Source organism: Faecalibacterium longum, from assembly GCF_040094125.1.
GTDB lineage: Bacteria > Bacillota > Clostridia > Oscillospirales > Ruminococcaceae > Faecalibacterium > Faecalibacterium longum.
The window spans coordinates 1-26,030 of the sequence record NZ_JBBNIH010000157.1 but is presented as its reverse complement, the minus strand read 5'-3'; the positions used below and the strand labels follow the sequence as shown (position 1 = coordinate 26,030).

Here is a 26,030-nt window from a genome sequence, read left to right as displayed (position 1 = left end):
TGGTGTAAAAGTGGTGTAGTAGTTGGTGTAGTAGATTTCAGACCGAAATGCCCAGTTTACCGTTCAGATTTGTAAAGGAATGGGCTTTGGCTTCCTTGGTGGCTTCTGCGTAAATCTCCATCGTGGTGCTGATGTCCCGGTGTCCCATGATATCCTGAATGATCTTCAGGTTGGTCTCATTTTCGCACAGCCGGGTACAGAATGTGTGCCGGAGATTATGGCAGGAGAAAGGCGGCAGCAGCTGCGGTTCCCGCTTTTCCTTTTCGGCCTTTTCCAGCTCGGCTTCGTTGTAGGCCACACTGATGCGCTTGATGGCGCGGTTGACCGTCTGCGGATTCTGCGGCTGGCCGAAGCGGTTCAGGAATACGAAGTCCGAGATTCCGTCGATTTCGTATTCGCATACCAGTTCCAGCTCCTGCTGGTTGGTGCGTTCCTGCTCCAGCGCTTTCCGCACTTCGGGCAAGATTGGAATTGCCCGCTTACCGGCGGCAGTCTTGGGGGTGGACATGGTGAAATAGCAGCCACCGACCTCGTGGTCATGGTACACCAGATTGTGCTGGATGGTGATAAACCCACTCTCGAAGTCGATGTCACCCCAGCACAGGCCAACCGTTTCCGAGATGCGGCATCCGGTACCCAGCATGAAGGTGAACATCGGGAGCCAGTGCTGGAACTTCGGCGTTTTCTTGATGAAATTCAGAAACGCCTGCTGCTGGGGCAGGGTCAGAGCGTGTCGTTTGGGCGTTTCGTACTGGTGGGCGGCTTTAATGGCCGTCAGGACACCATCCGTGGGATTCACACGGATGTACTCATCGTCCACCGCCACCGCAAAGACCTGATGGAGAACATTCTGGATGGTTTCCAGCGTGTTCAACGCCATCTTGCCATTGCGGACGATGCCATTGTAGTAGCTGCGGATATCCGACTTGCGAATGTCCTTGAGCTTCATCATGCCGATCTCATCCCGGACGAACCGATTGTACATATAAACGTAATTGGCGAAGGTATGCTCTTTCAAGCCCACCTTGTTCTTACGCCACAGTTCAAACAGGTCATTCAGGGTCAGGCTGCACTCCGGGATGCGGAGGCCATCTGCCAAGTCGTGCTGGATCTTCTCTTCCTTTTCGCGCAGCCCCTCCAAGGTTGCATCATAGATGGTATGGCGTTTTCCGTTTTTCGCAGTCCAACGGTACATATACAGCCCATCGCTCTTGCGGTAGACCTCGCCATCCTTCAAAACACGGCCTTTATTATCTTTACGTCTTTGCATATAAACTCTCCTTTTCATTCACAGAATGTTGAAAAGGAGCCTTACGCCATGAGTATACCATGACGCAAGACTCCCTGCAACATCAAACGGTCAATTTTTGAACCGCATCAGATCGAGAATGCCTTGTCCAGATATTCGTCCAGCTTACGGCGTTTGATCAGCCGTTTGGTTCCGTTCCAAAGGACGAACTTGCATTCATCGCTATCGGTCATTGACCGCAGTTTATTGATACCGATCCCAGAGTAAGCCGCCGCTTCCTCCAAGGTCAGATTACTCTTTTGCCAAATCGGAACTTGTCGGGACTTAGTCCCTCCATCTTGCTGACGCAAGACCGTTCCGTTGCTTAAAGTCCCCACTGGGGACTTCATTGCTTCGCAAACGCAAACTTCTTTCACTTGCACCTCCATATCCTTGTAACCGGGTGCCGGGGCAGAAAGTGCCAGCTTTCTGCTCCGAACTCTCCCGATGAGGTTCAGATTTCCGAGTGCCCCTCCTGTGTGCGGGGTTGTGCCGCTGGTTTGTTTTGTGCCTGTTCTGCCTGCAAGCGGTTCAGCAGTTGCAGAACGGAATCTCGTGCTTTCTCCTTGACCTGCTCCTTGCCCTTCTGCCGGACTTCCGGCTTCAGCAGCTTCTCCTGCAAGCGGGTAGTGGTGGTTTGCATGGTCTTGAGAAACTTGTCCAGCACAGTGTCCAGATGTTTGGCAGTGTACTCCCGTGTAACCTTGGGAGCCTTTCTCTCTGGCGACAGCACCCACTTCTTCGTGTCCTCGATCATCCGCATATCTTCCTTGCGGGTCTCGGTGCGTACCACGTCCGTCACGACCTCCACCGCCTTGTCATAGGCCGCAGCCGAAACATTTTCCAGCAGGGTCTCCATATCCGAAACTTTCAGGGTCAGTTCGTCCAGCTTGCTCTGCTGGGCGGCAAGCTGCTCCTTCTGCTTGGCAAGGATGAAGTCCTGCTTTTCGAGATACTTGCGGTTGCCGTACTCCGCTTCTTCCTCCAATTCCAGACCATGACGTTTGGCGATTTCAAACAGCATCTTCCGGCAGGCTGCATCGAAGGTGATTTTGCGGTTGTTGCGGCGGCTGAGGGGCTTGTCCGGGTCGGGCAGGTTGAAGCCCAACACTTCCAATGCCTTTTCCTGCTGGGGTGCCACCTCGCCGTACTTGTTCCCGCAGTCGAACACATGACGCTCGTGGATGTGGGGTGTGCTTTCGTCCAGATGCAGCGCCCAGTCCAGAACGTGAACGTGTTCGCCAAACTTAGTCTTGAACTCGTCAATGAACTCGGTGACGATGTTCAGCAAGTCCTCTGCCGAAGCGTGTTCATCCAGCGTTCCAAGTTGGTAGATGGTCTCTTCCGGACAGGTCTTGCGGCTGGACAGCAGGTCAGGAATGGAGCGGTTGCGCTCCGTGTGCCGGATCTTGGCGTTGCGTTCGTTCTGGCTTTCAACAAAGGCCGTGTAGTGGGTTTCGTAGAACTGCCGTTCCACATCCGAGAAAGTCGCAGCCAAATCATCCGGGTCTTGCGGGTCGAGAGCCGAACGGAAACCGTGAAAGCAGTCCCAGTAGATGTTGCCCTTGGCTCGTTCCGGGTCGATGTGCTCACTGTTAGCAAGGTTAAAACTGCGGTCATTGTGCTTTGGGTTATAGGTGCCGTGTGCTCCGGCTCGTCCATTGTGTCGTGTTAACTTCAGATAGACATCCCTCCGTTTCAACATCTTGGCAGGGAGAACGCAGCAGCGAAGCTGCTGAATCTGCCGCCGTTTTGCGCCAGATAATACCCAGTAGCATATGACGCACAGCATCATATCACTGGGGCAAAGGGCTGCACCCTCTGCACTCCTGCACCGGGCAAGCTGACAAGCAACGATTTGCGAATCCCTGCCCGCAGCTCGTCCGGCTTTTTCAGTGGGTCATTTTGACCCACTGGTTTTGCCTGTTACCAAAATGGTAACAGGCAGATAGACGGTCTGATAACGGCCATCTCACACTGATTCCCATTTTGGGGATTTGGGTGGATGCTGGCAAGTGCCGCTTTCCGGCACTTAACGCTATGGGGTTGGTTGGTGGTCGTTTTGACCACCAACCAAAGCCCCTTATATGGCGCGTTTTCGGTCAATCGCTGCGTACGTGCGTACAGAGAAAGCCGACTGCTGCGTACACACGTACGCAGCAAAACACCCAAATTCTCCTTTATAGGGGGTCATACTCGCCAACTGTTGGGAGTAAGGTCGGGCTGCACAAGGGCTTCAATGCCGATAAAGCCCCGGACACGCCGCCCGGACGAATTGACGATGTTGTTGGTGGATTCCAGATTATACCTGCGCTGGTTGGCGATCAGCGCATCGCTGAACCCTCTGGCCTTGATCGCATTCAGGCTGTTCTCCTCGCACCACATCTTGTAGACCTCATACAGCTCTTTCGAGCTGGTGCAGGCATCCGCCTTCAGGCGGATGTAGCCCTCGGATTCGAGGAAATCAAACACATTGTTGTTGTCCCGCTTCACCAGTTCCCGGTTGCGCTTGGCACGGTCACTCTCGGTGAACTGGAAGCCATTCTTCACCAGCCGCTGCAAGCCCTCAAATGCCCACAGCAGGATGCCCTCGACCTCTGCCGCCATCTTCTCGGCAATGTCCGGGTCATCCACACGAGACAGGGGCTTATCCTTGGTGGTCAAGATGAGCTGACGACGATAGAAACCGTCCGAGCGGTCATACAATGCCTGCAAATCGCCATTGCTGAACGCCAGCAGGCGGGCGTACATCCAACCCTGATAGCTCTGCTTGCCCTTGCGCTCCAAGTCCATCTGCCCCTGTGCGGTCACGATGGACTTGACATAGTTGGTCTGGCGCAGGGCTTCCATCCGCATATCGTCGTCCACGCAGAGCAGGGTGTGCTCCAGGTCAGCACGGGCGAAGCGGTTCTCCGAGATCTTGCCGATGCTGCCATCCTTCATGTTGCAGCCGAACAGCCGGGACAGCACCACACCGATCTGCGACTTGCCCTCGCCGCCGTTGCCCTTGATGACCATCATGCGCTGGCCCTTATTGCTGGGAATCAGGCAGTAGCCGATGAACTCCTGCACGGTGGGGATGTCCTCCGGGTAGAGCAGGTCGGACAGAAACCGCAGCCAGTGGACGGGCTGGGCGGCTTTCGGGTCATACTTGACAGGCAGGCGGTTGCGCACGATCTCCGGCTTGCCCTCCTGAAAGGTACCGTCCAGATACAGGGTGCCGTTTGCCAGTGCGATGCGGTCGGTGACAGGCGGAAAGTCCTCCACCTGTGCCGCCAGTTTCAGCACGTCCACCACATTGGTGACCTTCTTGGCAAGGTTCGCCCCGACGTATTCACGCATCATCTCGAAGATCTCACACCGCAGGGGCATGGGGTCCACCATTCTGCCGTCCGGGGTGAAAAATGCGCCATTCGAGTAAAGCAGTTGGTGGATGCTCAGAAAATCGTCACAGAACAGGGATTCGTTGAAAAAACCTTTCTTGAACCATGCAGGGGTAAAATTACTCATAGGCACACCGTCCTTTCTTGGCGTTACGGAAAAACGATGTGATCATTTTGAGCACATCGTTTTTCTCCGCAACTGGGAAATCAACATCCTGCCGTTCTCCCTGCATGGCTTTCCTGCCCCCTTCCGGCGGCGTTTTCCGGCTCTCCCACTTGGGGGTCATCGCCGGGTATCCCATGCAGACGGTCATGCGGTTTTCAAGGTTCAACAGGCAAAACGGCAACAAAAAAGCCGTCACAAAACAGACCAGCCATGCCTTCGCTTTTTCTGGAAGGTCATGCTAGTCGGTTATGTAACGGCTGAAAGCCAAAATGTTCAGCCCCGCAGGGTCTGAACGAATATGTAAAAATATGTTATATTCAATTGTTGGGATAGATTACCACAAAAATCGAGCCGTGTCAACAAAAAGTTTTGGGAATACGCTGATTTCGGCAGGGTGCAAGAAAAAGCAAGGGAAACTTTGGCAAAAAGAGAGAGGGCTGGACGACGCCTACCCTCTTGACAAGGCAATAATAGTCAAAAAGTTTCGTACCCATCTTCATCCCGGTTTCGTCCCGGTTTGCAGAATGCCCTTGCAATCCGAAAGGAGCCGTGCTATAATGCCGCTGTAATTGAATCAGAAATCTTCAGGGCAGGGTGCGATTCCCTACCGGTGGTACAGCCCACGAGCCGTAAGGCATGATTCGGTGAAACTCCGAAGCCGACAGTACAGTCTGGATGAAAGAAGATACCAAGCGCAGAGCCCGCACGGTTCGGCGCTTGTGGAGGCTGCTCTGGGATGCGTTTGCATTCTGGAGCTTTCTTTTTTGCACAAGGGTCCCTTGTGTCTTTTCGGCTTGCCCTGAACGTTTTTGTTCAGGGCTTTTTCTTTTGGAGGCAACACGATGAACGACAAAGAGTATATGCGTCTGGCTTTGCAGCTTGCAAAAAAGGGTTGCGGATGGACATCTCCCAACCCGATGGTGGGTGCCGTGGTCGCAAAAGAGGGCAGGATCATCGGACAGGGCTGGCACCAGAGATACGGTCAGGCTCATGCGGAGCGCAATGCGCTGGCATCCTGCACCGAAGATCCGCAGGGAGCGACCCTGTATGTGACATTGGAGCCGTGCTGCCATTACGGAAAGCAGCCGCCCTGCGTGGATACGATTCTGGACGCGGGCATTCACCGGGTGGTCGTGGGTTCTGCTGACCCGAATCCGCTGGTGGCTGGAAAAGGAATTGCAATCCTGCGCGCACACGGCATAGATGTGACCGAAAATGTTCTGCAAGAGGAATGCGATGCGCTGAACAAGGTATTCTTCCACTATATCACCACAAAACGCCCTTTCGTTTCCATGAAATACGCCATGACGATGGATGGAAAAATCGCCACATACACAGGCGCTTCTAAATGGATCACCGGGGAAATTGCCCGGAATCATGTTCAACGGCAGCGACACCGATTCCGCGGCATTATGGTGGGAGTCGGAACCATCCTAGCAGATGACCCGCTGCTGACCTGCCGGATAGAGGGTGGCCGTGATCCCGTCCGGATCATCTGTGATACACATTTGCGGACACCGCTGCAATCACAGGTGGTCATGACCGCCAAACAGGTTCCGACCATTCTTGCGACCTGCTGCGGCGACCCGGAGAAGCAGGCGGCATATCAACAGGCCGGGTGCCGGGTCCTTTGTCTGGAAGCGCATTGCGGTCATGTGAATCTTCTGCAACTGATGGAACAGCTGGGGCAGGAGCAGATCGACAGCATTCTGCTGGAAGGCGGCGGAACCTTGAACTGGTCTGCACTGGAAAGCGGCATCGTGCAGCAGGTACAGGCTTACATTGCCCCGAAGCTGTTCGGAGGAAGGGATGCCAAAGTACCCATTGAGGGTGCAGGTGTCCCGCTTCCGGATGCTGCATTCCGCCTGAAGAACAGCCGATTGGAACAGCTTGGCAAAGATTTCCTGATCGAAAGTGAGGTGGAGTACCCGTGTTTACCGGAATCGTGGAAGAAGTCGGAACAATAAAATCCATCAATCGGGGACAGCATTCTGCCGTACTGACTGTTCGTGCAAAAACGGTTCTGGAAGAAACCAGAATCGGTGACAGCATCGCCGTCAACGGCATCTGTCTGACCGTCAGGCAGCTCTTCCCGGATAGCTTTGCTGCGGATGTCATGCACGAGACCTTGAACCGCTCTGCACTTGCACAGCTCACCGTTGGAAGTGCTGTCAATCTGGAACGTGCCATGCCGGCCAACGGACGTTTTGGCGGACACATCGTAGCAGGCCATGTGGATGGCGTCGGACGCATTGCTAATATCCGAAAAGACGATACGGCTATCTGGTACACCATTCATGCAGATCCTGCAATCCTTCGCTATGTCGTTGAAAAAGGCTCTATCACAATAGACGGTATCAGCCTGACCGTGGCTGCGGTGGAACCTACGGGCTTTTCCGTGTCCACGATACCGCACACCGTCCGTCAGACGAACCTGAACCAACGGCACAAAGGGGATTTTGTCAATTTGGAAACCGATGTTGTTGGAAAATATATCGAGAGGCTGCTTCCATCAGAAACACCGAAGCAAAACACGCTCACAAAAGAAATGCTGCTGCGCTGCGGCTTTTAAGGAGAGTTTACGATGAACTTCAATACCATTCCCGAAGCTTTGCAAGACCTGAAGCAAGGAAAAATCATTCTGGTAACGGATGACCCCGACCGTGAAAACGAGGGGGACTTCATCTGTGCTGCCGAATTTGCCACCACCGAAAACATCAACTTTATGGCGACCCACGGCAAAGGTCTGATCTGTATGCCGATGTCCGAGGCTTTCGTCCAGAAGCTGCAATTTCCGCAGATGGTGCAGTATAACACCGACAACCATGAAACGGCATTTACGGTGTCCATCGACCACGTTTCTACTTCTACGGGCATTTCTGCCGCAGAGCGTTCCATTACGGCGATGGCTTGTGTGGACGATCACGCAAAAGCAGAAGATTTCCGCAGACCGGGCCATATGTTCCCCCTTCTGGCAAAAAAGAACGGTGTGTTGGAGCGCAACGGTCACACGGAAGCAACCGTTGACCTGTGCCGTCTGGCAGGGCTGAAAGAATGCGGCCTGTGCTGCGAGATCATGCGGGAGGATGGCACGATGATGCGCACCGCTGAACTGGCAAAGCTGGCAGAGCGTTTCCAGATCAAATTCATCACCATCCGTGATTTACAGGAGTACCGCAAGTGTCACGATAAACTGGTCGATCAGGTGACGGCAGTGAACCTGCCCACCAAGTATGGCACCTTCAGAGCTTATGGTTTTGTGAGCCGCCTGAACGGAGAGCATCACATTGCACTGGTAAAAGGTGACATTGGCGATGGAAAGGATATTCTGTGCCGCGTCCACTCGGAATGCCTGACAGGAGATACATTTGGCTCTTTGCGTTGTGACTGCGGCCAACAGCTGGCCGCTGCCATGACGCAGATCGAAAAAGAAGACCGGGGTATCCTGCTCTATATGCGGCAGGAAGGCCGGGGCATCGGTCTGATCAACAAGCTGCGTGCCTATGAACTTCAGGAGCAGGGCATGGATACGCTGGAAGCCAATCTCGCTCTTGGGTTCCATGGAGATGAACGGGAGTATTATCTCGGCGCACAGATCCTCCGGGAACTTGGCGTAAAAAGCCTGCGCCTGCTTACCAATAACCCGGACAAAGTATATCAGCTCTCCGAGTTTGGGCTGGAGATCTCCGAGCGCGTACCCATTCAGATGACGGCGACCCCGTATGACCTGTTTTACCTGAAAACGAAGCAGGCACGGATGGGGCATCTTCTGGAATATTAACAACGAAAGAGGTATTTAAAAATGAAAACATTTGAAGGTAAGCTGGTTTCTCAGAACATCAAGGTCGGTATCGTAGCTGCCCGCTTCAACGAATTTATCACGTCCAAACTTCTGAGCGGAGCAATGGATGGTCTGCTCCGGCACGATGTGCAGGACGCTGATATTCATGTTGCATGGGTTCCGGGTGCTTTTGAGATCCCACTGGTTGCCTCTAAAATGGCAAAAAGCGGAAAGTATGATGCTGTGATCTGCCTTGGTGCCGTGATTCGCGGTTCTACCAGCCATTACGACTATGTGTGCAATGAGGTTTCCAAAGGCATTGCCACGGTCTCGCTGGAAAGCGGGGTTCCCGTCCTCTTTGGTGTTCTGACCACCGAAAACATCGAACAGGCCATCGAGCGGGCAGGCACCAAAGCAGGTAATAAAGGCTATGACTGTGCAGTCAGTGCCATCGAGATGGTAAACCTGCTCCGGGAAATGGATACCGCCGCAGAGTAAAATACACGCAGGAGTTTGCCATGATCGTTATAAAGACCCGACAGCCTGACCCGGAATTAGAGCAGAAGATCCGGATGCTTCTGGAACGAGAGCACATCGAGGCAGAGCAAATATCCATTGATTCATGGGAGAAGTTGGTTCTTCCGGGGCTTACACTGGACGGAATGACCCACGAAGTGTCGTGCAACGGCAGAAAAGTCTCCCTTACACGACTGGAGTTCGATTTGCTGCTGATGCTTGCCTCCCACGAAGGACAAATCTTCTCAAAAGAAGAGCTTTTCCGTGCTGTGTGGGGACAAAACTGTGACGACACCTTAAAGGTCGTGGCAAATACCGTTTCCAATCTGCGAAAGAAGCTGGCCGGCTGCGGTAGCTTTATCCGCACTACCCACGGCGGCTATGCTTTTGTAAGCCAAAAGGAGAACGACCCGGCATGACCAGGATCTTATTTATTTGTCTCGGAAATATCTGCCGAAGCCCGATGGCGGAGTATGTGATGAAAGACCTTACGTCCAAGGCAGGACTATCCGAGCAATTTGAAATCGCATCAGCCGCCACCAGTGCATGGGAAATCGGAAATCCGGTCTATCCTCCTGCACGGCAGAAGCTGGCAGAACATGGCATCGACTGCAACGGCAAGACCGCCCGGCAGATGACCCGGCTGGATTATGCACGGTATGATCATCTGATTGGCATGGACGAAAGTAATCTGTGCGACATCCTGCGGCTTGTCGGCGGAGACCCACAGCATAAAGTCTCGCTGCTGATGGCGCATACGGATCATCCCCGTGAAGTGGCAGACCCATGGTTCACGGGAGATTTTGAAGCCACATGGCAGGATATACTGGAAGGATGCACGGCATTGCTTGAGGAACTGCGCTAAATTGGCGTAAATTTTGGCGTATGCCAAATCAGGAGTGTTTGACACTTGCCAACGACAAATTGATTTAACCACAGGAGAAGTTGCCTGTCAGCATAAAATCTCTATACGAAACAAAAAGCGGCAGCTACGTTGTATTTTCACAACATAGCTGCCGCATTTTTGCGTTTGGGGTTCAGTGTACCTACTACACCAATCCGCCTATTCGATTCTTACACCACACCGCTTTGTAAGGCTCCTTTTCGGGAAAACGTCCCAAAATTGGTGTAGTTGTGGTGTAGTACCGCAGATGTTGCTTGAAATCCGTTCAAAATTTCATCGTACCTGCGTTTTAATTTTGTGTTTTACTGCTCAATCGGCTTCATCGTGGGGAACAGCAGCACGTCACGGATAGAAGCGCTGTCCGTCAGCAGCATGACCAGACGGTCAACACCGAAGCCGAGGCCGCCCGTGGGAGGCAGACCGTACTCCAGAGCGTTGACGTAGTCGTAATCGACCTGTGCCTTGCAGTCGGGCTCGATGGCCTTGCGCTCGGCGACCTGACGCTCGAAGCGGCCCTTCTGGTCGATGGGGTCGTTCAGCTCACTGAAAGCGTTGCCGTACTCGGTGCAGTCGATGAAGTACTCAAAACGCTCGGTGAAAGCGGGATCATCCGGCTTGCGCTTGGCCAGCGGGCTGATCTCGACGGGGTAATCATAGATGAAGGTGGGCTGGATGAGCTTGTCCTCGACGAAGGCGTCGAAGAACTCGGCCAGGATGGCGCCCTTGGTGGGAACCTCGGGCAGCTCCACATGGTGCTCCTTGGCAGCGGCGATGGCGTCCTCATCGGTCTTCCAGTCGTTGAAGTCAACGCCGGAATACTTCTTGACGGCCTCGATCATGGTCAAACGCTCCCAGTGGCCCATGTCGATCTGCTTACCCTGATAGGGGATGACCAGGCTGCCGCAGATCTTCTGAGCGAGGCGCTTATACAGCTCCTCCACCAGGTCCATCATACCGTGGAAATCGGTGAACGCCTGATACAGCTCGATGGTGGTGAACTCGGGGTTGTGCTTGGGGTCCATGCCCTCGTTGCGGAAGATGCGGCCCACCTCATAGACGCGGTCCATGCCGCCCACGATGAGGCGCTTCAGGTACAGCTCCGTCTCGATGCGGAGCACCATGTCCATGTTCAGGGTGTTGTGATGGGTGTAGAAGGGACGTGCGGATGCACCGATCTCGAACGGGGTCAGGATGGGGGTATCGACCTCGAGGAAGCCCTTCTCGTCCAGATAAGCACGAATCTCCTTCAGGATCTTGCTGCGCTTGACAAAGGTCTCCTTGACCTCGGGGTTTGCGATGAGGTCAACATAGCGCTGACGATAACGCATCTCGGTATCGGTCAGGCCGTGGAACTTCTCGGGCAGGGGGCGCAGGCTCTTGGCCAGCAGAGTGATCTCCTCGGCACGGGCGCTCAGCTCACCGGTCTTGGTGCGGAACACCTCACCCTTGACGCCGATGATGTCGCCCACGTCCAGCTTCTTGAAAGCAGCGTAAGCGTCGTCGCCCAGCTCGTCACGGCGGACGTAGAGCTGGATGTCGCCCTTATCGTCGCGCAGATGGGCAAAGCTTGCCTTGCCCATGACGCGCTTGGACATCAGACGACCGGCCAGTGCGACCTTCTTACCGCTGTCGGTCTCGTTGGGCAGGTCCTTGAACTCTTCCTTCAGGTCAGCAGAGTAAGCATCCTGAGGGAACTTGGTCAGGGTAAAGGGGTCGTGGCCTGCAGCCTGCAGGTCTGCCAGCTTCTGGCGGCGCACCTGCACCTGCTCGCTCTCAGACAGGCCCTGTGCGGGGTTCTTCTTCTGTTCTTCCATAATTTCCTCCCGCTTGGCTCAGTTTGCAGAGTGGGTGATGCCCAGCACCTTGTAGTTGACGGTATGGCCGGTGGGCAGCAGGACTTCGGCGGTGTCGCCGACAGCCTTCTCCAGCAGGGCGTGGCCCACAGGGCTCTCGTCGCTGATCTTGCCGTTCAGGGGGTCAGCCTCGGTGCGGCCCACGATGTCGTACTCCTCGACCTCGTCCTCACCCTCCATCTGGATGGTGACGTGAGTACCGACAGAGACGTTCTCAACGCTCAGCTCGCTCTCGTCGATGACGACAGCGTTCTTGACCATCTGCTCCAGCTCGGTGATGCGGTTCTCGACCAGACCCTGGGTGTTCTTGGCCTCATCGTACTCGCTGTTCTCGGACAGGTCGCCGTGGCTGCGGGCTTCCTTGATCTCTTCTGCCAGCTCCTTGCGGCGGACAGTCTTCAGGTATTCCAGTTCCTCCTGCATTGCCTTCAGGCCAGCAGCGGACATCTTGATCTCTTGTGCCATTTGGAAATCTCCTTATCTATTTTTTGGGGTACGGCAGAGTGTCATAAAACATAAAACCGCACACGAATGCCATTTTGACCTATTCATTATAATAGCAAGCCGCGGCCTTGTCAATAAAAACTGCCGCCCTGCGGGCCAAAAAGGCCGCAAAAAAGCCCCGCCGACAGAGGGAAGTGCCGACAGGGCTTGGAAAATGTCTTATTCAGTCGTCTGCGGATTCATCCAGATTGCCCAGCTTCCTGGCCTGCTCGACCACGGCGGGAACCAGCATCTCAGGCAGGATCTCGTAGCGGGCGAACTCGGTAGTGAACCAGCCGCGGCCCTGGGTGGTCTGACGGATGAAGGTGGTGAAGTTGGCCAGCTCAGCCAGAGGCACTTCGGCGATGATGGTCTGCAAGCCGTCCTCGTCGGGCTCCATGCCCAACACGCGGCCGCGGCGCTTGGTGACATCGCCCATGATGTCGCCGGTATTGTCGTTGGGAACATGAGCTTTCAGGGTGTGGATAGGCTCGAGGATGACAGGGCCAGCCTCGGGCATTGCGGCCTTATAAGCCAGCTTTGCAGCCATGATAAAGGCCATTTCGGAGCTGTCCACGGGGTGGTAGCTGCCGTCCAGCAGGGTGGCTTTCAGGCCGACCACAGGATAACCGGCCAGCACACCCTTCTCAGCGGCAAGGCGGACACCCTTTTCAACAGCCGGGAAGAAGTTCTTCGGCACGCTGCCGCCGAACACCTTCTCTTCGAAGACGACCTGCTCGCTGTCGCAGGGCTCGAAGTTGATGACGACATCGCCGAACTGGCCGTGGCCGCCGGTCTGCTTCTTATGACGGCCCTGCTTCTGGCAGGCCTTGCGGATGGACTCGCGGTAAGCGATACGCGGAGCCTCGAGGCCAATTTCCACGCCGAACTTATTCTTCAGCTTGGCTTTGACCACGTCGAGGTGCTGCTCGCCCAGACCGCCGATGATCTGCTGATGGGTCTCGGCGTTGTTGACGTAGCTCAGGGTGGGGTCTTCTTCCATCAGACGGGCCAAAGCGCTGCTGATCTTGCCCTCGTCGCCCTTCTTGGCGACGGTGACAGCCATGAACAGGCTGGGCTTCGGGAAGACGGGTGCGGGCAGCTTGACCACGCGGGAAGCGTCGCAGAGGGTGTCGCCGGTCTTTGCGCTGACCAGTTTTGCCACAGCGCCGATGTCACCGGCACCGATGCTCTCGGCCTCAGTCTGCTTCTTGCCCATAACAGTGAGGGGCTTGCCCATCTTCTCGGTCTCACCGGTGCGGGCGTTGACGAGAGAAGCGCCTGCGGTGATCTTACCGCTGACGACGCGCAGATAGCTCAGCTTGCCCACGAAGGGGTCGGCCACAGTCTTGAAGACGTAGGCAGCGGTAGGCTCGCTCTCTGCACAGGTCAGCTCGACGGGTTCGCCGTTGGCATCCTCAGCCAGAACGCTGTTGTGCTCCGGGCTGGGCAGCAGCTTATGCATATTGTACAGCAGCATATCCAGAGCCTGCTGGTTGACAGCGCTGCCGCAGAACACAGGGGTGATGAGGCCATCCTTGACGCCCTTGCGCATACCATCGACGATCTCTTCGGTGGTGAATGCCTCGCCGCCGAAGAACTTCTCCATCAGCTCGTCGTCGGTCTCGGCGATGGCCTCGCTCATAGCCTCGATAAGGCCCTGGAAGCGGTGGCCGATGTCGGGCAGATCGACCTGCACCTGCTTGCCGCCCTCATACTTGAAGGCTTTCTGGCTGAACAGATTGATGTACACGGGGGTGCCGTCGTCGAGCTTCGCCGGGACGACGCAGGGGCAGACGGTGGAGCCGAACTTTATCTTCATGTCCTCGAGAATCTTGAAGTAGTTCGCGTTCTCCAAATCGCACTTCGAGACGAAGACCATCGTTGCCTTGCCGTTCTTGCGGGCCAGCTGGAACGCTTTTTCCGCACCGACGGTCACGCCGCTGCGGCCCGACACGCACACCAGCACACTCTCGGCTGCACGGATGCCCTCGTACTCGCCTGCCTCAAAGTCGAACAGGCCCGGAGCGTCGATGAGGTTGTACTTGATGCCCTCATACTCCACCGGCACGACCGATGCCGACAGACTGGCCTTCCGCTTTGCTTCCTCGGGGTCAAAGTCCGAAATCGTGGTGCCGTCCTCGACCCGGCCCATACGCTCGGCAGCGCCCGAAAAATAGACCAATGCCTCGGTCAGCGTCGTTTTGCCGCTGCCGGCATGGCCTGCGATCAAGATATTACGGATGTTGTTGCTTGCGTATTTCATATCGGTTTTTCCCTCATTTCCGCCGCACAGAGCATTCTCTCTGTTTTTGTGGCATATTTTACAAAGATAATACCACACTTCAAACGATTTTTGAATATTTCATTTGAAATTTTCGGCTTTTACCCTGCCAAACTTCCCAGCTTTGTTTTGTGCATTTTGCCTTGAGGGCAAATATTTTATTGTAAAAGCTGCCGTAGCACGCTATAATAGGGCCACCGAACCCAATTTTTATGCAGAACAAGGAGCACCACACGATGAAACGCACGGATTACATCAACTGGGACGAATACTTCATGGGCATTGCCCTGCTCACGGCCATGCGCTCCAAGGACCCCAGCAGTCAGGTGGGCGCCTGCATCGTCAGCCCGGAAAACAAGATCCTCTCTCTGGGCTACAACGGTATGCCCATCGGCTGCGACGACGACGCTATGCCGTGGGAGCGGGAGGGTGAGCCGCTGAATACGAAATATATGTACGTCTGCCACGCTGAGCTGAACGCCATCCTCAACAGCGCCCACAACAACCTCAAGGGCGCGCGGGTGTACGTCACCCTCTTCCCCTGCAACGAGTGTACCAAGGCCATCATCCAGTCCGGCATCGCCGAGGTCGTCTACTACAGCGACAAGTACCACGACACCGATTCCAGCGTAGCTGCGCGGTTCATGTTCAAAAAGGCCGGCGTCCGGCTCACCCCCTACCAGCCCAGCGGGCGGAAGGCGGAGCTGGAGTTGTAAGATGTTAAATTTTTTCATAGCACCTTGATTTTTGCATTGGATCGCAATTTTGACAGGTGCGTCAAGTGCTTCCTCTTGACCCCACCTTTGCTCTGTATTATAATAGGGTCTGTGAAAGTATAAATATTCAAATTTTGGCGCATAGAGAGGAATATATACAATGAATCTTACGAACCGCAGCTTTTTGAAGCTTCTCGATTACACTCCCGAAGAGATCGAAGGTCTGCTGGACCTCGCCGCCGACCTGAAGGCAAAGAAAAAGGCCGGCATCCTCCACGATGCTCTGCGCGGCAAGAACATTGCCCTTATCTTCGAGAAGACCTCCACCCGCACCCGTTGCAGCTTCGAGGTCGCCGCCCACGACCTGGGCATGGAAGTCACCTACCTCGACCCGTCGGGCAGCCAGATCGGCAAAAAGGAGTCCATCGCCGACACCGCCCGGGTGCTGGGCCGGATGTTCGATGGCATCGAGTACCGCGGCTACGGCCAGAGCATCGTGGAAGACCTGGCCCACTACGCCGGTGTGCCGGTGTGGAACGGCCTGACCAACGAGTTCCACCCCACCCAGATCCTCGCCGACTTCCTCACCATCCGGGAGCACTTCGGCCACCTCAAGGGCATCAACTTCGTTTACTTCGGCGACGCCCGCTACAACATGGGCAACAGCCTGATGGTGGGCTGCGCCAAGATGGGCCTCAACTTCACCGCCTGCGCCCCCAAGAAGTACCAGCCGGACGCTGCACTGGTGGAGCAGTGCAAGGCCACCGCCGCCGAGACGGGTGCGACCATCTCCTTCGAGGAAGACCCTGCCAAGGCCGCAAAGGGCGCAGACGTCCTCTACACCGATGTCTGGCTGTCTATGGGCGAGCCGGTCGAGGTCTGGGCCGAACGCATCAACGACCTGGCCGCATATCAAATCAACCAGGACCTGATGAATATCGCCGGCCCCAAGGCCGTGTTCATGCACTGCCTGCCCGCCTACCACGACCACAAGACCACCGTGGGCAGGGAGATGGGCGAGCGCTTTGGCCGCGACGCGATGGAGGTCACCGACGAAGTCTTCGAAGGCCCCCAGAGCATCGTCTTCGACGAGGCCGAGAACCGGATGCACACCATCAAGGCTGTCATGGCGGCCACGCTGGGCTATAACGGCTGATGGGCGGAGGACACGTTTCGCGCCCCGATTTCGGGATGCCGCAGCCCGACCCGGCCCACCCGCTGACGGAGTTTTACTGCCTGTTGCAGCGGGCCTTAGACCGGGAGGGCGTGTTTGCCCTGCCCGCGCTGTATGCGCAGTTCCGCGCACCGGCCCGGCGCATCTACGCCGACGAGGCGGCGGATTTTCTCACCCTCTCCCCCGACGAAGAGGCAGGTTCTGCCCGTCTGCTGGCCCCGGCGCAGCTGCAGCTGCTCTATTCCTCCCTGCACGTCATGCCGGATGGTGCGCCCGCCGCGCTGCTGCTCACCGAAGAATGCACCCGGACGGTATACGCCGTCCAGCTGCTGCCGCCCTTCGTCTGGGAAGACCCGCTCCCTCCCCTGCCGGACGCTCCGGCGGCGCTGAGCCTCACCCTCACCATGCGGGACGTGGAAGAGATAGACGCCTGCCCCGCCGCGCTGGGCCACCGTCTCGCCTGCGACAAGGCGGGCAAGCGCTGGCTCCACCATCCCCGGGCCGAGACCTATCTCTCCGAGCGGGTAGCCCTCTTCCAGCGGCTCTACCGATAACTGAACAGAAGCTCTCAGGGTCATTTGCCAAAACATGGCGGCAAATGGCCCTTTTGTTTTTGGCGTATTCATGTTATACTTTGGGTACCTTGTACGATGCCGGGCGGAAGATTTTTCCGCTCTGCACCATAAACTGCAATAATCGGGGCCGCTCATCCGTATACAGGGTGAATGTCCCCAATCAAAGATAATTTTTCCACCGGGTCCTGCTGTACACAGGACATCAAAGGAGCATAGAACTATGGGACAGCTGACCAAAAACGAGATTTTTGCGCTGGCCGTGCAGCGATACAGTGACACGGTGTTCCGAGCTGCCATGCACAACTGCAGCTGCACCGCCGATGCGGAAGATGTGGTGCAGGATGTTTTCGAAAAGCTGCTGTGCTACAATGGCCGCTTCGAGAGCGAGGAACACCTGAAAGCCTGGCTGCTGCGTGTGACCATCAACCGCTGCCACGACCTGACCCGCGCCGCCCGCCAGAAGGACACCGAGCTGGACGAGAATCTTCCTGCTCCGGACCAGATGGAAGACGGCAGTGTGCTGGACGCCGTGCGCGCCCTGCCCGAGAACTACCGCAACGCGGTCTACCTCCACTACTACGAGGGGTACACCGCCGCCGAGGTGGGCCGGATGCTGGGCGCACCCACCAACACGGTGCTCAGCTGGCTTCGCCGCGCCCGCGCACAGTTACATACGATGCTGAAGGAGGAGATCGAAGATGAGGTGGTATGAGTACAAGATGGAGGTAGACGACCTTCACGCTTCGGACGACCTGAAAGCAAAGCTCCTCGCCATGCAGCCGGCAGAAGAGGCGCCGAAACCCGCCAGGAAACCGAAAAAAGCCATCCACTTTCCCCGCAAGACTCTGAGCATCGCCGCCTGCGGCCTGCTCTGCGGCGTTGGTCTGTATGCGGCAGTCCACTCCCCCTTCAGCCTGCTGCCTGCGGGCGGCGCGGCCCTCAGCTCTGCCCCTGAGACGGCCTCCTACGCCGCCGCCTACTCGATGGACGACGTGAACAGCGCCCTTGCCGCACCCAAGATGGCCGTCCCGGCCGGTGGAAGCGCCGATGCCATGAGTGACCGCGATGCAGGCGGCACCGGCACCCTCAGCGCCGAGGCCGCGCAGACAAGCACAAAGCTCATCTACACGGCCAACCTCACCATCGAGAGCAAGGACTTTGACGCCGCCCGCACCGCCCTCACCGACGCCGTGAGCGCCGCCGGGGGCTATCTGGAATCCAGCAATGAATCCTCTTACACCGGCTCGAGCCGCACCCTCTCCCTCACCATCCGCGTCCCGCAGGACAACTACGCGAGCTTCCTCGAAGCCGCCGCGCAGGCGGGCAACCTCGTGGACAAGAGCGAGCAGGTGCAGGACGTCACCACCCAGTATATGGACATCGAGGCCCGGCTCTCCAACCTGACGGCCCAGCGCACACGTTTGCAGGAGCTTCAGGCCAGCGCCGAAAACCTCTCCGATCTACTGGAGATCGAATCTTCTCTCAGCGACGTCCAGTACCAGATCGAGAGCTGGCAGTCGCAGCTGGACTGGTACAGCCAGCAGGTGTCCTGCTCCACGGTCTACCTCTCGCTGGACGAGGTGAAGGAATACACCCCCACTGAGGAATCCTACCTCTCCCGGCTGTCCAGCGCCCTCCGCAATGGCTGGACGGGCTTCGTCTCCGGCATCCAGCAGCTGACGGTCTGGGTCGTGGGCGTCTGGCCCGTGCTGGTCGTTCTGGCCGCAGCCGCCCTCGTCGTCCGCTTCGTGCGCCGCCGCACCCGCAAGTGATATTCGATCTGTCGAAGCGCCCCGGAATGGGGCGCTTTTTGTTTCCGGCAGCGGCCTTTTCGAAAAAGTCATATTCTTTTTGAAAAAACGCTTGACAAGTTCCCCGCCTTGTGGTATTATACTTGAGCAGTCAGCGAGAGGCCGACAGCAAAAAGTAAATATCGCGGGGTGGAGCAGTCTGGTAGCTCGTCGGGCTCATAACCCGAAGGTCGTTGGTTCAAATCCGGCCCCCGCAACCACCAAGCATCTTGATTTTATCAAGATGCTTTTTCTTTTTTGCACACAAAACGAGAGACCGCACAGCTGTGCGGCCTCTCGTTTGCGTTTATATCTTTTACAGCATCCCGTGCCGACGCTGTTCGGCTTCCAGCTCCTGATTCAGGGCCGCCTTGCGGTGGTCGAGCAGGAGGTCTTTGTTGTACTGGAAATACCGCTCACAGCCGTTTTCGGCAATGAACGCATGGGCGGCGGGCGAGAGGGTCAGTTCGGTGACGAAGACCACCATCTCCTGACTTTCGGCGAATGCCTGCTCCATAAAGTCGAAGGCCGCTTCCAGCGCGGCGCTGGCCGCCTGCTGGGCAGTGTCCCGGGCATCCGACAGGGTGCCGAACTGGGTGCGCAGCACCTTGAAGGCGGCGTCCGCGTCCGGCGCGGCGGCGCGCAGAAGCTCTTTCTCCCAGCTGCGCAGGGTCTTGGCAGTCTGCAAGCGGGCTTCCAGCGTGGGCTTATCCAGCAGACCGGCGGTGCGCTTTTTCTGGGTCTCAGCCTCGTAGTCGGCGGTCATCTGGTCAAAGAGCTGCGCCCAGCAGTTCGGCTCCTGTGCCAGCTCTGCGGGCATCTCGGCAAAGGCTTTCTTCGTCTCCCGCAGGAAGGCATAGCAGCTGTCGGCCACAGCGTCTGCCCGCCGGGAGGCAGAGAAGCGCGTCTCGAGGCCGGACAGGATAAGGTTCACGAGGCTCAGCTTCTCGTCGAAGGGGGCCTGCAGCAGCCGCGCAAAAGCGGCAGGCTTGGCCTGACCGGCCAGAATGTCCTCCACGCCGTAGTCGTCACGGTACTTGTAGTAGAGGTCGAGGTAGGCCGAGAAGTCCTCGGCGATCTTCTGGTGCTGGATATACTGGCGGATGAGCTCTTCATCGGCCTGTAGGCCCAGCGACTCATAGGTATTGAGCAGGTTGGAGAGGTCTTCCCAACCGCGGGCGGTGACGAACTGGGTGCCGTCCACGTCGGCGTTTATCTGGTAGAAGTTCTGGGGGTGCAGTTCGAGATAGCTCAGGATAGCACTGTGGATGTGGGCTGCACGGGCGTAGTCCTTCCAGACCGGCAGATCCGGCTCAATGTCCATCCGGCGGACGCGGTCGAGGGTGACAATATCGAAATCGCGGACAGATTTATTGTACTCCGGCGGGTTGCCTGCCGCCACGATGACCCAGCCCGCAGGCACGGCCTGATTGCCGAAGGTCTTGCACTGCAAAAACTGCAGCATGGTGGGGGCCAGCGTCTCGGAGACACAGTTGATCTCGTCGATGAAGAGGATGCCCTCTTTCAGGCCGGTGGCCTCCATCTTGGCGTAGACACTGGCGATGATCTCGCTCATGGTGTACTCCGTCACAGAGACGTCCCGGCCGCCGTAGTTGCGCTGACGGATGAAGGGCAGGCCCACGGCGCTCTGGCGGGTGTGATGGGTGATGGTATAGGCCACCAGCGCCACGCCGCACTCCCGCGCCGCCTGCTCCATGACCTGGGTCTTGCCGATGCCCGGAGGCCCCATCAGCAGGATAGGGCGCTGGCGGATGGCCGGGATGGCGTATTCGCCCAGAGCATTTTTGGCGAGGTACGCTTTGACGGTATGCTCGATCTCTTCTTTGGCTCGTTTGATGTTCATATTCTTTCCCTCGTTATCACGAATTGTTGAGGTCACGGTAGAGGTCGTCTTCCTCCGCCAGCGCTTCGGACAGGGCCGAGGCGCTGCGGGCTGCCTCACCGGTAAATTCTTCTTCGTCCAGCACTACTTTCATCGCCCAGGGCGGCACATTGGCGTCGTCGAAGCGGTCGCCCAGAAATAGAAATGCCGTGTCGTAAGCCGGGCGTCGGGCCGGGTAAGTACCCATACCGTCGGTAAAATAGAGCAGACCCCGGAGGTTCGAGAACTTCTTCTCGGCGCAGAGCTGGCTGACGTACTCGAAGGCGGGCCGGAAATCGGTGCCGCCGCCGCCCCGCAGCTCGAAATGGTTCATGGCACGGATGAGGTCGTCTTCGTTTTTGACGGGAATATCCTGCCGCACCGCGTTGTCGGCCTGGATGAGGTGGAGATTCATCCGATGGAAGAAATTCTCCCTGCCCTTCAGCAGAGTGTACGTCTCGGCCAGAAAGGCCCGCACCAGCTCACCCGAGGTGGAGTAGCTGGTGTCGATGACGAGGGCCAGCTCTTCTATCTTCTTGCTCTCCCGGGTCTCCAGCGGCTCGATGAGGGGCAGGTTGCCGTAGACCGACAGGCCATAGGTGTAAAAGTTCAAATCGAACTCGTCCGGGTCGAGGTGGACTTCCTCCCGGGTGACGCAGAACCGGCGCAGGAAGTCGCCGTAGCTGCGGCGGCTGCGGTTTGCGGCTTTGATCTGCTCCCGCATGGCATCCGCGCCCTCACCGGCCTCTTTGTCCCGGAGTTCCAGCTCTGTCTGCATCCGCTCGCCGATTTTTTGCCACGTCCTCTGGGGCAGCGGCGCAGGCATCTGCTGAGGCTGTTCGGGGGCATCTTTGGGCCAGAGGCGGTGGTCGTCGGTGTAGAATTCTTTTTCCAGCTGGCGGAGCACGCCGGGCGTCTGCCGCACCAGCCAGCGGTAGATGGGAGCTGCAGCAACCACTTTTTCCTGCGCGATGATCTCCTCATAGGCGTGTTGGCGCACCCACGTCAGGGGGCGCTGGACGCTCTTGCGGCCAAGACCGTCGATGACGTTCTCCACCGCAATGTCACACGCAAGGTCCCACAGGCGTTTGTCCCGCTTGCCGCGCAGCCAGAGATGGCGGAAGATGCAGTGGAACACCGTGTGGAGGTAGAGCCGGTTGAGATATTTGGGGTTCTTCTGGTAGAGCCGAAGCAGGGCGCTGGGCTGGTAGCAGAGGATGGTCCCATCCGTCGCCAGCACACCGCACCGCTCGTCGGCGGTGGGCGTCAGGGCCGAGAGGGCCTGGTCTAAAAAGCGGAAGTCCAGATACAGCCCGCTGCGCACCACGGCCAGCACCTCGCCGCCCATCCGGGCCTGCCACTCTTCGTGAGTCTCAGGCCGGGCCGACTGGAAGGGCTTGCGGGGGTCAAAAAACTTTTCCTTCTCAGAAATCAAAATCATACCTCTTCTTTTGGGGCGCAGCGGCACGCTTTTTGTGCTCTGCGTCGGCCAGCAGGGCGGCAGCTTCGGCATTGTCGGCCTTGGCCGCGAGGGCAGCGCCCTCGGCAAAGGCATCCGTATCCATCACATCCAGCGCCAGCAGGACTTTGATGCCCTCGGTGTCCTGCGCCTTGAGCAGACGGGTCAGCACCCGCCCGGTGTTGGTCTTGAGGAAGTCCCGGTATGCATCCCGGGCGGCATCGCTCAGCTGCCACGGCCAGCGCAGGCGGTCGAAGCAGAGCATCGCCATCACGGAAGCGTCGTCGGCGTCGTGGCCCTGCGGGAAGATGGCGTCGTACTCCGCCGGGAGAAGCTTATTTTCGAGAAAGCACTGCCGGTAGTGGTAGCCCTGCCCCGAAAAGGTGTGGAGCAGGATGTGGGCGGGCGTCTCCTCGATGTCCTCCCAGTAGGCGGGATACCACAGCCCCGCCCGGGGTGCGGCCTCCCCCACCGGCCAGAACAGCGCCCGCACGGCCTCGGTGATGCTGCCCACGAGGGCGAACAGGCCGGTGGCCTGCTCGGGCGTAGCGCGGATGACGAGGTCTTCCAGCGCAAAGCAGTTGAGGAAGACATCGCTGCCCATGGTCAGCTCTCCTGTCCCGGCAGTCAGGCGGCGCAGCCTGCGGCAGTTGTAGAATGTGCAGCTGCCGATGACCCGCAGACTATCCGGCAGGGTGACTTCTTCGAGGAAGTTCCCGCAGATGGGGTGGAGCTCGTCGTCCTGCGCCGGGGCGGCGGGGGCGTCGAAGTCAAAGCTGTACCGCTCTTTGCCGCTCACATCCCGGCCAAAAGCACGGGTCAGACAGAGCTTGCCGTCCTCGGCCCGCTCATAGCGGCAGATCTTTTCCGGTCCGGGCAGACCCCGGGGCTTTTCAGAAAAACAGTAATCTCCCAGTTCGGTGATGGGCCACTGGCCCTCCCCTTCCGGCGCAGGAACAGCCCCGGGCAGCTTTACGCAGGGCTCGCCTCCGTACACCCGCACAAGGCGGGCCGTGCCGCCCGCCAGCGGCAGAATATCCAGTATCATAAGAACCTCGCTCACAAAAAAGCTGCCGCACAGGCACGCCGTGCAGCAGCTCCGTTCAAAACTTCATCACTGTGCGGCCTGTGCAAGGCAATCGTTCATTGCCGCAAATACCGCGTCGCTGGTCATGGTGCTGCCGGAGACAGCATCCACTCCGACGGTCGAGCCAGCCGCCAGCAGGGAGGCCGACAGCGTCTCTGCCGCCTTGCCGCCCAGCTCCGGCGTCTCGCCGGAAGCATCTATCACAACATTCGTCACCTTGCCGCCGGTGATGGTCACGGTAACGCCCACCTCGCTCAGACAGCCCTGCGCACTGGAGGTGTAGGTGCCGTCGGTGTAGGTGTCGGCGTTATCGGCAGCAGGAACCGTGCCGGTGTTGGCGATATAGAGGGCCAGCACGATGCCGAGGATGACGTCCAGCACCAGCATGAGGATAATGTTGCGGGTCATGTGTTTTTTCATGGTCTGTGAAGTGCTCCTTTTGCGATGTTTGGGGTCCGCTCGTTATTTTGCGGGCTTGAAGCTGTCGCGCAGGGTCACGACACGATTGTACACGCCGGGGTTCTTCGAGTCGGGAGTGAAGAAACCGGTGCGCACGAACTGGAACTTATCGCCGGGCTTTGCGTCGGCCAGAGCCTCTTCCAGCTTGCAGCCCTTGCAGACGACAACGCTGTCGGGATTCAGATAATCCTTGTAGTCGCTGCCCTCGGGGATGGCATTCATGTTCGCCTCGGTGAAGAGCTTGTCGTACAGGCGTACCTCGGCATCCACGGCGTGGGCGGCGCTCACCCAGTGGATGGTACCCTTGACCTTGCGGCCATCGGCAGGGCTGCCGTTGCCGGTCTCGAGGTCGGCGGTGCAGTGGATAACAGCGATGCTGCCGTCGGGGTTCTTCTCGACGCTCTCGCACTTGACGATATAGCCGCCCATCAGACGGACTTCGCCGCCGACGGTCAGGCGCTTGAACTTCGGAGGCGGCACCTCGGCGAAGTCCTCGTTCTCGATCCACAGCTCCTTGGTGAAGGCGACCTTGCGGGTAGTGGTGTCGTTGGCTTCACGGTTGGGGTTGTTGGCGATGTCGAAATACTCGGTCTTGTCGGCGGGGTAGTTGTCCACCACCAGCTTGACGGGGTCCAGCACGGCGATGCGGCGCTGCGCGGTCAGGTCCAGCTCGCTGCGGATGCAGGCTTCCAGCTGGCGCATATCAATGAGGTTGTCGGACTTGGAGATGCCGGCCTCACGCACGAAAGTGAAGATGGAAGAAGCGGTGTAGCCGCGGCGGCGCAGGCCGCACAGGGTGGGCATGCGGGGGTCATCCCAGCCGTCCACGATGCCCATCTCCACCAGCTCACGCAGATAGCGCTTGCTCATGACGGTGTTGGTCATGTTCAGGCGGGCAAACTCGCGCTGCTTGGGGAACTCGGTGCCAAAAATGTTCTCGATGACCCAGTTGTACAGCGGGCGGTGGTTCTCGAACTCGAGGCTGCACATGCTGTGGGTGATGCCCTCGATGGCGTCCTGGATGGGGTGGGCAAAATCGTACATCGGGTAGATGCACCACTTATTGCCCTGACGGTGATGCTCGGCGTACTTGATACGGTAGATGGCCGGGTCACGCATATTCATGTTGGGGCTGGCGAGGTCGATTTTAGCGCGGAGGGTCTTTTCGCCCTCCTTGAACTCGCCTGCACGCATCCGGCGGAAGAGGTCGAGGTTCTCTTCCGGGGTGCGGTCGCGCCACGGAGAGGGACGGGAGGGCTTGCCTGCGTCGCTGCCGCGGTACTCGCGCATCTCGTCGCGGGTCAGGTCATCGACATATGCCTTGCCCTCGAGGATGAGCTTCTCGGCGTACTCATAGCACTTGTCGAAGTAGTCGCTGCCGTAGAAGATGCCGCCGTTGGGGTCGGCACCCAGCCAGTGCAGGTCCTCGATGATGCTGTTGACATACTCCTCCCCTTCACGGGCGGGGTTGGTGTCGTCGAGGCGGAGGTTGAACTTGCCGCCGTACTGGTTTGCGATGGACCAGTTGATATAGATCGCCTTGGCGCTGCCGATGTGCAGGTAGCCGTTGGGCTCCGGCGGGAAGCGGGTATGGATCTCGCTGATTTTGCCTTCGGCGAGGTCGGCGTCAATGATCTCAGTCAAAAAGTTTTTATCTGCCATAGTGGCGTTCCCCCTGTCAGGGCATAGCAAGCCCGGAATTACACTTTTGATACCCCTTATAATACACTATTTCCCTCTTTCCTTCAAGGTGGAAAGCCGAAGTTCCACCTGTTTTCGGCGTCGTTTTGCGAAAAAGCTTTCCCTGTCTCCCGCTTTTTGCAAAAAAGGCGAAATTCATGCTTGACATTCCGCACAGAATCTTATATAATAATCAAGCATTCAGCGAATGCGACAGATAGATAGGGGTATAGCTCAGTTGGTAGAGCAGCGGTCTCCAAAACCGCGTGCCGTGAGTTCGAGACTTACTACCCCTGCCACAAGCGCACAGAGAGTACTCTGTGCGTTTTGTTTTTGTATTTTTCCCTGAATGTCAGACTTTCCCAAACTTTTTTGACATTTTCCGAAATTCATGCTTGACAACAGCGCGTTTCTCAGGTATAATAACACACGTTCCGGCGGTCAACCGCCAGAAACGATGCACTTGAGCGATCATGGCCCGGTAGCTCAGTTGGTTAGAGCACCAGCCTGTCACGCTGGGGGTCGTCGGTTCGAGCCCGATCCGGGTCGC

General features: G+C 57.5%; 24 protein-coding genes, 3 tRNA genes and 1 riboswitch. Of the genes, 14 read left to right on the top strand and 13 right to left on the bottom strand.

Annotated features, from left to right (window positions below; all coding sequences use genetic code 11):
• Positions 1 to 37: 37 nt before the first annotated feature.
• The 5 genes from AAAU26_RS09995 to AAAU26_RS09975 all read right to left on the bottom strand — a co-directional run bounded on the left by AAAU26_RS09995 (position 38) and on the right by AAAU26_RS09975 (position 5,033).
• Positions 38 to 1,270 carry a site-specific integrase gene (locus AAAU26_RS09995; RefSeq protein ID WP_227618943.1) on the bottom strand — a complete coding sequence of 411 codons (1,233 nt, stop codon included), beginning with the start codon at positions 1,268 to 1,270 and terminating at the stop codon, positions 38 to 40.
• A 107-nt stretch (positions 1,271 to 1,377) separates the two neighbouring features.
• On the bottom strand, positions 1,378 to 1,665 hold the full coding sequence (locus AAAU26_RS09990; protein WP_430407823.1) for an excisionase: 288 nt from the start codon (positions 1,663 to 1,665) through the stop codon (positions 1,378 to 1,380).
• Between the two features lie 77 nt (positions 1,666 to 1,742).
• Positions 1,743 to 3,083 carry a plasmid recombination protein gene (locus tag AAAU26_RS09985; RefSeq protein WP_227618942.1) on the bottom strand — a complete coding sequence of 447 codons (1,341 nt, stop codon included), beginning with the start codon at positions 3,081 to 3,083 and terminating at the stop codon, positions 1,743 to 1,745.
• Positions 3,084 to 3,478: 395 nt separating this feature from the next.
• Positions 3,479 to 4,798, bottom strand: a complete 1,320-nt coding sequence (locus tag AAAU26_RS09980; protein ID WP_015565343.1) for a DNA primase family protein — start codon at positions 4,796 to 4,798, stop codon at positions 3,479 to 3,481.
• The gene (locus AAAU26_RS09975) at positions 4,791 to 5,033 is read right to left on the bottom strand and encodes a hypothetical protein (RefSeq protein ID WP_162789028.1); all 243 of its coding nucleotides are present in this window, start codon (positions 5,031 to 5,033) and stop codon (positions 4,791 to 4,793) included. Before AAAU26_RS09975 ends, AAAU26_RS09980 begins: the two co-directional genes overlap by 8 nt.
• Positions 5,034 to 5,413: 380 nt before the next feature.
• Positions 5,414 to 5,528, top strand: a riboswitch (FMN riboswitch).
• A gap of 151 nt (positions 5,529 to 5,679) precedes the next feature.
• On the opposite strand from AAAU26_RS09975, the gene ribD reads away from it, so the two are divergent.
• Genes ribD through AAAU26_RS09945 form a run of 6 tightly spaced genes read left to right on the top strand, consistent with a single transcriptional unit; the run spans position 5,680 to position 9,999 of the window.
• Entirely contained in the window at positions 5,680 to 6,804 is a 1,125-nt protein-coding gene (gene ribD, locus AAAU26_RS09970) for a bifunctional diaminohydroxyphosphoribosylaminopyrimidine deaminase/5-amino-6-(5-phosphoribosylamino)uracil reductase RibD (RefSeq protein WP_154276951.1), read from the top strand.
• Positions 6,768 to 7,409, top strand: coding sequence for a riboflavin synthase (locus tag AAAU26_RS09965; protein ID WP_173016472.1), 642 nt, complete (start codon positions 6,768 to 6,770; stop codon positions 7,407 to 7,409). Before ribD ends, AAAU26_RS09965 begins: the two co-directional genes overlap by 37 nt.
• A gap of 12 nt (positions 7,410 to 7,421) precedes the next feature.
• Positions 7,422 to 8,618, top strand: a complete 1,197-nt coding sequence (locus AAAU26_RS09960; RefSeq protein ID WP_005944126.1) for a bifunctional 3,4-dihydroxy-2-butanone-4-phosphate synthase/GTP cyclohydrolase II — start codon at positions 7,422 to 7,424, stop codon at positions 8,616 to 8,618.
• Between the two features lie 21 nt (positions 8,619 to 8,639).
• Entirely contained in the window at positions 8,640 to 9,116 is a 477-nt protein-coding gene (gene ribH, locus AAAU26_RS09955; RefSeq protein WP_097781396.1) for a 6,7-dimethyl-8-ribityllumazine synthase, read from the top strand.
• A gap of 20 nt (positions 9,117 to 9,136) precedes the next feature.
• Positions 9,137 to 9,553: a winged helix-turn-helix domain-containing protein gene (locus AAAU26_RS09950; protein WP_005944121.1), complete on the top strand. Its 417-nt coding sequence runs from the start codon at positions 9,137 to 9,139 to the stop codon at positions 9,551 to 9,553.
• Complete coding sequence (locus tag AAAU26_RS09945) at positions 9,550 to 9,999, top strand: low molecular weight protein-tyrosine-phosphatase (RefSeq protein ID WP_015565338.1); 450 nt, start codon at positions 9,550 to 9,552, stop codon at positions 9,997 to 9,999. The genes AAAU26_RS09950 and AAAU26_RS09945 overlap by 4 nt, the downstream gene beginning before the upstream one ends.
• 341 nt (positions 10,000 to 10,340) lie before the next feature.
• On the opposite strand, the gene lysS is transcribed toward AAAU26_RS09945, so the two are convergent.
• The 3 genes from lysS to AAAU26_RS09930 form a co-directional block, all read right to left on the bottom strand.
• Positions 10,341 to 11,852: a lysine--tRNA ligase gene (gene lysS, locus AAAU26_RS09940; protein WP_227618941.1), complete on the bottom strand. Its 1,512-nt coding sequence runs from the start codon at positions 11,850 to 11,852 to the stop codon at positions 10,341 to 10,343.
• Positions 11,853 to 11,870: 18 nt separating this feature from the next.
• On the bottom strand, positions 11,871 to 12,356 hold the full coding sequence (gene greA / locus AAAU26_RS09935; RefSeq protein WP_149793528.1) for a transcription elongation factor GreA: 486 nt from the start codon (positions 12,354 to 12,356) through the stop codon (positions 11,871 to 11,873).
• 202 nt (positions 12,357 to 12,558) lie between these two features.
• Entirely contained in the window at positions 12,559 to 14,640 is a 2,082-nt protein-coding gene (locus AAAU26_RS09930) for an elongation factor G (RefSeq protein ID WP_227618940.1), read from the bottom strand.
• A gap of 254 nt (positions 14,641 to 14,894) precedes the next feature.
• Between AAAU26_RS09930 and AAAU26_RS09925 the strand changes: the two genes are divergently transcribed.
• The 6 genes from AAAU26_RS09925 (at position 14,895) to AAAU26_RS09900 (ending at position 19,134) form a co-directional block, all read left to right on the top strand.
• Positions 14,895 to 15,374 (top strand): deoxycytidylate deaminase, encoded by a 480-nt coding sequence (locus tag AAAU26_RS09925; RefSeq protein ID WP_227618939.1) that lies wholly within the window; start codon positions 14,895 to 14,897, stop codon positions 15,372 to 15,374.
• 160 nt (positions 15,375 to 15,534) lie between these two features.
• The gene (argF, locus tag AAAU26_RS09920) at positions 15,535 to 16,530 is read left to right on the top strand and encodes an ornithine carbamoyltransferase (protein ID WP_227618938.1); all 996 of its coding nucleotides are present in this window, start codon (positions 15,535 to 15,537) and stop codon (positions 16,528 to 16,530) included.
• Positions 16,530 to 17,102, top strand: coding sequence for a hypothetical protein (locus AAAU26_RS09915; protein WP_207676816.1), 573 nt, complete (start codon positions 16,530 to 16,532; stop codon positions 17,100 to 17,102). The genes argF and AAAU26_RS09915 overlap by 1 nt, the downstream gene beginning before the upstream one ends.
• Positions 17,103 to 17,343: 241 nt before the next feature.
• Positions 17,344 to 17,835 carry an RNA polymerase sigma factor gene (locus AAAU26_RS09910; RefSeq protein ID WP_149793524.1) on the top strand — a complete coding sequence of 164 codons (492 nt, stop codon included), beginning with the start codon at positions 17,344 to 17,346 and terminating at the stop codon, positions 17,833 to 17,835.
• Positions 17,822 to 18,895, top strand: coding sequence for a DUF4349 domain-containing protein (locus AAAU26_RS09905; RefSeq protein ID WP_227618937.1), 1,074 nt, complete (start codon positions 17,822 to 17,824; stop codon positions 18,893 to 18,895). Before AAAU26_RS09910 ends, AAAU26_RS09905 begins: the two co-directional genes overlap by 14 nt.
• 162 nt (positions 18,896 to 19,057) lie before the next feature.
• A tRNA-Met gene (locus AAAU26_RS09900) sits at positions 19,058 to 19,134 on the top strand.
• Positions 19,135 to 19,229: 95 nt separating this feature from the next.
• On the opposite strand, the gene AAAU26_RS09895 is transcribed toward AAAU26_RS09900, so the two are convergent.
• The 5 genes from AAAU26_RS09895 to AAAU26_RS09875 form a co-directional block, all read right to left on the bottom strand.
• A complete protein-coding gene (locus AAAU26_RS09895; protein WP_227618936.1) occupies positions 19,230 to 20,777 on the bottom strand; it encodes an ATP-binding protein in 1,548 nt (515 codons plus the stop codon).
• A 16-nt stretch (positions 20,778 to 20,793) separates the two neighbouring features.
• Entirely contained in the window at positions 20,794 to 22,236 is a 1,443-nt protein-coding gene (locus tag AAAU26_RS09890; RefSeq protein WP_227618935.1) for a vWA domain-containing protein, read from the bottom strand.
• A complete protein-coding gene (locus tag AAAU26_RS09885) occupies positions 22,220 to 23,302 on the bottom strand; it encodes a leucine-rich repeat protein (protein ID WP_227618934.1) in 1,083 nt (360 codons plus the stop codon). Before AAAU26_RS09885 ends, AAAU26_RS09890 begins: the two co-directional genes overlap by 17 nt.
• Before the next feature lie 66 nt (positions 23,303 to 23,368).
• The gene (locus tag AAAU26_RS09880; protein WP_227618933.1) at positions 23,369 to 23,761 is read right to left on the bottom strand and encodes an FMN-binding protein; all 393 of its coding nucleotides are present in this window, start codon (positions 23,759 to 23,761) and stop codon (positions 23,369 to 23,371) included.
• Positions 23,762 to 23,803: 42 nt separating this feature from the next.
• On the bottom strand, positions 23,804 to 25,462 hold the full coding sequence (locus AAAU26_RS09875) for a glutamine--tRNA ligase/YqeY domain fusion protein (RefSeq protein ID WP_227618932.1): 1,659 nt from the start codon (positions 25,460 to 25,462) through the stop codon (positions 23,804 to 23,806).
• A gap of 241 nt (positions 25,463 to 25,703) precedes the next feature.
• Here AAAU26_RS09875 and AAAU26_RS09870 point away from each other — a divergent pair.
• A tRNA-Trp gene (locus tag AAAU26_RS09870) sits at positions 25,704 to 25,779 on the top strand.
• A 176-nt stretch (positions 25,780 to 25,955) separates the two neighbouring features.
• Positions 25,956 to 26,029 (top strand) — tRNA-Asp (locus tag AAAU26_RS09865).
• Position 26,030: the final 1 nt, after the last annotated feature.